General features: G+C 45.0%; 8 protein-coding genes. 5 read left to right on the forward strand and 3 right to left on the reverse strand.

Going from position 1 to position 5,899, the window contains the following annotated elements:
* Positions 1–958, forward strand: a 958-nt coding sequence (locus tag J9892_RS20980) for a DUF4113 domain-containing protein (RefSeq protein WP_246876731.1), incomplete at its 5' end; no start/stop codon positions are given.
* On the opposite strand, the gene J9892_RS20985 is transcribed toward J9892_RS20980, so the two are convergent.
* A complete protein-coding gene (locus tag J9892_RS20985) occupies positions 941–1,348 on the reverse strand; it encodes a hypothetical protein (protein ID WP_210538885.1) in 408 nt (135 codons plus the stop codon). The genes J9892_RS20980 and J9892_RS20985 overlap by 18 nt on opposite strands.
* 247 nt (positions 1,349–1,595) lie before the next feature.
* Here J9892_RS20985 and J9892_RS20990 point away from each other — a divergent pair, with 247 nt between their 5' ends.
* From J9892_RS20990 to J9892_RS21005, 4 genes are all read left to right on the forward strand, one after another.
* Entirely contained in the window at positions 1,596–2,081 is a 486-nt protein-coding gene (locus J9892_RS20990; protein ID WP_010676213.1) for a hypothetical protein, read from the forward strand.
* A 129-nt stretch (positions 2,082–2,210) separates the two neighbouring features.
* Positions 2,211–2,996: a Sir2 family NAD-dependent protein deacetylase gene (locus J9892_RS20995; protein WP_010676212.1), complete on the forward strand. Its 786-nt coding sequence runs from the start codon at positions 2,211–2,213 to the stop codon at positions 2,994–2,996.
* Positions 2,993–3,292: a cyclic-phosphate processing receiver domain-containing protein gene (locus J9892_RS21000; protein ID WP_210538888.1), complete on the forward strand. Its 300-nt coding sequence runs from the start codon at positions 2,993–2,995 to the stop codon at positions 3,290–3,292. The genes J9892_RS20995 and J9892_RS21000 overlap by 4 nt, the downstream gene beginning before the upstream one ends.
* Positions 3,293–3,561: 269 nt before the next feature.
* A complete protein-coding gene (locus tag J9892_RS21005; RefSeq protein ID WP_010676198.1) occupies positions 3,562–4,281 on the forward strand; it encodes a hypothetical protein in 720 nt (239 codons plus the stop codon).
* A 43-nt stretch (positions 4,282–4,324) separates the two neighbouring features.
* On the opposite strand, the gene J9892_RS21010 is transcribed toward J9892_RS21005, so the two are convergent.
* Together J9892_RS21010 and J9892_RS21015 are read right to left on the reverse strand one after the other, a co-directional pair.
* Positions 4,325–5,053 carry a hypothetical protein gene (locus tag J9892_RS21010; RefSeq protein WP_210538890.1) on the reverse strand — a complete coding sequence of 243 codons (729 nt, stop codon included), beginning with the start codon at positions 5,051–5,053 and terminating at the stop codon, positions 4,325–4,327.
* 22 nt (positions 5,054–5,075) lie between these two features.
* A partial coding sequence (locus tag J9892_RS21015) for a hypothetical protein (protein WP_210538891.1) occupies positions 5,076–5,899 on the reverse strand: 824 nt, incomplete at its 5' end.

Here is a 5,899-nt window from a genome sequence, read left to right on the forward strand (position 1 = left end):
AGCGTTTGTTGAACTGAACGAATCCTGGGCGGGAGACCTAACAGCATATGGTCGTCAGATCCGTGAACGAATACAGCAATGGACTGGACTCACAGTCGGCGTCGGGATCGGGCCAACCAAAACACTCGCCAAGCTGGCAAACTACGCCGCGAAGAAGTGGCCTGCGACTGGTGGAGTGGTTGATTTGCGTGATGAGGCACGTCGTGCGCGTTTGATGGCTATCACTCCGGTCGGGGAAATATGGGGAATAGGTAGAAAACTGACCACCAGGCTCGAAGCGCACGGGATCAATAGTGTGGCGGACCTAGTCGCTGTCGATGGTAAAAACCTACGGCATCGTTATGGGGTCGTTGTTGAGCGAACCGTGCTAGAGCTACGCGGCTATCCATGCGCCAGCCTGGAGCAGGACACACAAGCCAAACAGCAGATCATCTGCTCCCGATCATTCGGTGAACGGATCACACACATGAATTCCATGCATCAAGCACTCGCAGGATATATGGAACGTGCAGCTGAAAAACTCCGGGCAGAGGGAATGTGCTGTCGCCATGCCACTCTATTCATTCGCACCAGCCCCTTCAATGACAAAGAGCCCTACTACGGCAACCAGGTGAGCACCAAGTTGGCTGTACCTACTAACGATACTAGGGCGCTGCTGGGACTGATCCACTCACTGCTCTCTCGTATCTGGCGGGATGGGCACCGCTACCAAAAAGGGGGCGTGATGCTAGCCGACTTCACTCCTATCGGCAGCCAGCAGGGAGATTTGTTCGACCATCATCAACATAAGCCCCGCAGTCAGGACCTAATGCAGATGATCGACCGAATCAACCAGGGACGATTAGGAAAAATTCATTTTGGAGCTCGTGGGAGAGACAACAGTGATTGGATTATGAGGCGTGAAAAACTCAGTCCCCGCTATACCACGGCATTAGACGAATTACCCATTGCAAAGTGACAACCCGGATTTGTACTCAGCAAGGCGCTCTTGCGCCATCATCAATTCGCAACCGGTGATTCGGTCAACGCCTTTCACATCACGCATTGGTGGCTTAATCTCATGTCCGTTGAGCATTCCAGTTAGCATCCACTGCCGCAGTTGGCCCAATGAGAGCCGCAATTGCCTGGCAGCATCCAGCATTCGCCATGACAGCTTAAATTGCAGATCGTCGGACACAGGGTCAAAGTTTCCAGCCTGCAATTTTAACAAAGCACGGTGGGCAAGGGTCTCTGCCATTGCTCCAAACCGCGCTTCGCTATATGTGACTTTCTGCCCTAAGTAGCTGGCCTGCCACAGGCCACGAGATGGTTGAACTGTAACGCTACCGGAACTAAATGGTTTACTCATTACACACTCTATCCTCTATAAAGGCCCAGTATGAGGCGGGGATTGCCTCAAAATACAACCCGAGTCGCTCAGTATATACATTCCAAATCCTGCATAAAACACACGCTAGTGCATGAAAAATTCTGTGCACCCACTGGGCTTCCACAGGGCTTCCACTGGGCTTCCACTACTCAAACATTATTTCAAGGCTTCTAAACCTTCCTTACACGAGTGTGCTTTGCGCTAAATAATGTGTGAGTAAGCAACCATGATTTCCACAAGAAAAGTCCTGCAAATCCATCGTTTCGTCAGTCGTGCCATTGATCACCCCCCCTCCATGACCACCCAGGGTATGGTTCAAATCTTGGACTGGACCATCATGCGCGTGCAGCAAAACCAAATCCGGGAGGAGGCCTATCCCTGTATCTTTGCCAGAGGGGCTGAACTGTTTTATCTGATTAGTTCAATCCGACCGTTTAGGCGATACAACCAGTTAACCGCTTTGTGTGTTGTCGACTGGTGTGTCCGACAACATGGCTTTGGCCTCAAAGATCTGCATCTGGATGAACAGCGGGTCATAACAGAGCGCATAAGATGCGATTACCGGGAACCGGTTTTGCAGGCAAGTGACCATTTTGCTCAGGAGTACCGCTACTGGTTATTCATGCATAGCGAGCCCATCAGTAAACAAAGTGCCAGGTCTGCTAGTGCAATTACATCCATTAGTCGCAGCTTGTTTGATCTCAACTGGTAACTGCCGCTCCCCTCATTCTTACCTCGATGAGGTGAGCAGAAACATAGCAATGAGGTGTGACCCCAACCGCCCTGGTTCAGAAACAAATCAATCGGGTGGACTGGTCGTGCCATAACGAAAGGTGATCGTATGCAACCAATAGCTTCCCGTGCTCGAAGACATCAGCGCCGTCATAGAGAAAAAAAAGTACAAGCCGCGATAACGGGCCAACACTACCATCCCACAATCCTCTTCTTTACCGGGGCGGGTTTGTCAGCGGAAAGCGGTGTGCCCACGTTTAGAAGTGAAGGTATTTGGCGTAATCATAAGAACTGGCGCTATTCCCACGCTAGTAGCATGAGTACGGATCTGGCTGGCTTCTTGGACTTTCACAACAAACGGCGTCAAACCATGTTAGAAGCCGCCCCCTCACAAGCGCATTATCTGATAGCCCTGCTACAACAGAAATGTACTGTTAGGGTCATAACCCAAAATATTGATGACTTACATGAGAGAGCAGGTAGCCGTGATGTCCTTCATCTGCATGGTTCAATCCAGTTTTTGGTCCCCATCGGTTTCCGTAGCAAAAAATATCGCCAGCCTTGGCATGAAGATGTGAAGGTCGGTGATCGCAGCCCATCCACTGGCTCTCAATTGCGTCCAGATATCGTGCTGTTTGGTGAAAAGATTTATGAATATCAACAAGCTCGTCGCTGGCTCTGCGAGGCTGATACCGTAGTAGTTGTCGGCACCAGTTTGCTTGTTGAGCCTGCGAGCTCTCTGTTACAAAACATCAACCCTGGCGCATGTGTCTACTACATCGATCCCGATCTTGGTTTGTCATCCAGACTACCGTTTCCCGGTGAGTTGATTGTTGATGGGGCCAATCGCGGGATTGCTCACGTATTGGAACTGAACCTGGAAAAAATGGCATGAAGTTATATCTGGATGATGAAAGAAAAACTCCGGTAGGGTGGGTTCGTGTCTTTTGGCCGGAGGAGGCGATTGCATGGCTAAAAATAGAGATGGTGACTGAAATTAGTCTTGATCATGACCTCGGTGATGATGATAGAGGAACCGGATACGACGTGATTCTCTGGATAGAAAATGAGGTAATGACAAATAACTTCATCCCTCCCCAAATTAATATTCATTCAGCAAATGTCTCCGCAAGAATAAAAATGGGACTGGGCATTATGGCCATAAATGGCTTTTTAGGGAATTCAACATGACAAGTCCAGAGCTGTGGCTAAACTCCAGAGATAGTAAATCATGTCACTATGTATAAAGCCCTCTGGAACTTGGGGAAGAATTGATATCTGCAATGAACTTTCAACAGTTAAAAGCCCCCCCTGAAAAATAAAAAGGCTTCTAAAATCGACAAGTACGAGTAATGATATTTTCCTTTTAAAACATAAATGGTAAAAACGCTATCTTGTTGACTTTTATTTAATTCAGAATGACAATCTAACTTCCACTTTGACGATGTAATGGACAATGTATGAGTACGGATATCAATTTCTTGTGTAAAGAGAATCTGTTTGCGTTCATCCAAAACAAATATGATAACTTAAAGAATGATATGGGGTGGGACCTGCTTTTCTGTAGGTATGATAACATGCTATCTCCTCAGTATCCTGTCGCATTCTTTGGTATAAATCCAGGTGGTGGACCATGTGATACCAATGCAATTTCAGTGGAGTCTGAATGCGCATACTACAGTGAACCTTGGAAGGGCTGCGAGGAGGGTGAAGCACCGCTACAACAGCAGATGAGAGCCTTATATACAATGATTGGCGATGAACTGGGTGTATCATACAAACAGCTCATGGATGGCTCTCTGATGACAAACTATATTCCCGCTCGCTCACGAAATTGGCATACATTAAAAGGAAAGGATGAGTGGCTTGAACATGCACGTCAAATATGGGACGAGCGTATAAAACAGGTCCACTGTAAACTCTATATCGCGATTTCGAAAATCGTATTTGATGAACTAGATGGCCATTTAACCAAGCATGGTTTCCAGATGGTTGATAAAATCAATGAACAGATTGGCTGGGGGAGAGTCAGATACCAAATTCAGCGTTACGAAAGGGGGGATCAAGTTTCCTTGCTTGTACGCCTCCCTCATTTGTCAACATACAAAATATTTAGTCGTGCAGCATGTCAACCTGCAATAGATATAATTAAGCGTGAGATCTCTAAAGCTCTTATATGACGACTTGCTTCATTAGAGAATCGAAGCCAAAAAATGACACCGGTCAAACCGGTGTCATATCTATACTTCCTTTTTTCGTACATGGAAACTTTTTAACTCGTAGCAAGTTTTTATATTTATCTTTAGCTTTATTTCGAGAGGTACTTTCTAACTTACTCTGCTTCATATCCATGCCTTCAGTGCAAAAGTAAAAAAGAACTCTCTCAGCACAATATAGGTCACATTTCTCTTTTTCTGAGAAAGGTACTTTTTCATTGCTTCTTTTCAGGGCATATAATAGCAGATCAAGTATCTCAGATAGACATCCTTTCTTACGAAAACGCTCCACTTTCTCATACTCTATTTCATACTCATCCTTCTCTACGCTACATTCCTCAACCATAGGAATAGCATCAATAATCACACCAATAAACTCACCGACTTTCCGACCCGGTATAAAACCATAGCAATCACTATACTGCTCATCGTCGCCTTTACTACGCTTAATCACAGGAGAACCACCAAGGAACCCACGCCTCATATTTTCCATATAAGCGTACTGGACCAGTCGTTGCTGCTCCTGGACCCATAGCTTTGCATTTTTTGCGTCAGCCTCGGTTAACTCTTTTATAAGTGAAAAGTCAGAATCTACATCAACTGTACCTAGGTGAACATTTACAGCCCTATACCTACGAACACATTTACCTGAACTGAGCTCCAGCTCTTCCAGTACACTCACGGTTTTGCTAAATGATACTGTTCTAAGATTTGCATTCAACCTCATGTTAGCCATGCCACACCTCTCATTATTATTGTTATTTTATGTTTTTTTCTTTAGTTTGTTCATGTGATATGGGATCCCCATACCAATCAGCAATCCATTCATTGTTCGTCAAAATTTCATTCTTAAGTTTTTCTCTGTCTAAGAAAAACATGTTTGGCTTATCAATAGTATCTTTTTCTGAGTTGATATCCTGGACATATCCATCAGGAATCAATGCGTTTGATCCTACATGAACGCTCTCCAGCCCTTTCCTAAAAATTGTAGCCAAAACGTCTTTCAACAGTGCTAATGCATTTGATATAAAACTGTCTGTCGGTTCCTCGACTGATAGCAAAACAAAATCCAGTCTTAGAAGCCGGAAAAAGAATGACGATGTACAATATGTTTTTTTATCCACAAATGACGGCACCACTTTTTTCATCTTGGCATATTGTTTTTTAGTACAACGAATCAATGCAGTAAATAGTATAACCTTAAGCTCGCTTAATTGATTTGATTCACCTAATTGCAAATTTAAATCATCTCGCCGAGGTGAATATTCAATGCCCTGGTCGAGCAGCTTAGACCAGGTAGCCCGCAATCTCTTAACCTTAGACCCTGATATCCATTTCTTACCGTCTATACTATAACAAATACCTTTTGGCTCGTGATTATCTGCTCTCCTCACCCTGACCATTACATTATGCTCACGCAACCCAGTGACAAATTTAGTCATGTTGTTTGGCTGGTTTTTAAAAACCACGTCCATTGCATCCCTAATTATACAGGCGGGATCATGCATAGCATGAAAGCTCCCTCTACCACGGCCATTTTTAATATTGACTATGCTATACTCATGACCGAAATTTGCTTCAG

Source organism: Aeromonas sp. Prich7-2, from assembly GCF_017939255.1.
Classification (GTDB): Bacteria; Pseudomonadota; Gammaproteobacteria; order Enterobacterales; family Aeromonadaceae; genus Aeromonas; species Aeromonas caviae.